1 rRNA gene is annotated in these 312 nt (G+C 48.4%); it reads left to right on the top strand.

What is annotated here, in order from left to right:
• Positions 1–35 precede the first annotated feature (35 nt).
• Positions 36–312 (top strand): 16S ribosomal RNA (locus DWZ40_RS13650); the annotation flags it as partial.

The following is a 312-nucleotide window of genomic DNA, read 5'->3' as shown; positions in this document are numbered from 1 at the left end:
GCTAGTAGTAATTTTTGAACCGGGAAACAAACTTTTTATTTGAGAGTTTGATCCTGGCTCAGGATGAACGCTGGCGGCGTGCTTAACACATGCAAGTCGAGCGAAGCACTTATGAAAGATTCTTCGGATGATTTCATTTGTGACTGAGCGGCGGACGGGTGAGTAACGCGTGGGTAACCTGCCTCATACAGGGGGATAACAGTTGGAAACGACTGCTAATACCGCATAAGCGCACAGTACCGCATGGTATAGTGTGAAAAACTCCGGTGGCATGAGATGGACCCGCGTCTGATTAGCTAGTTGGTGGGGTAA

Source organism: Clostridium sp. AF32-12BH, assembly GCF_003477935.1.
GTDB lineage: Bacteria > Bacillota > Clostridia > Lachnospirales > Lachnospiraceae > Brotaphodocola.
This window is presented reverse-complemented; position numbering and strand designations above follow the sequence as displayed.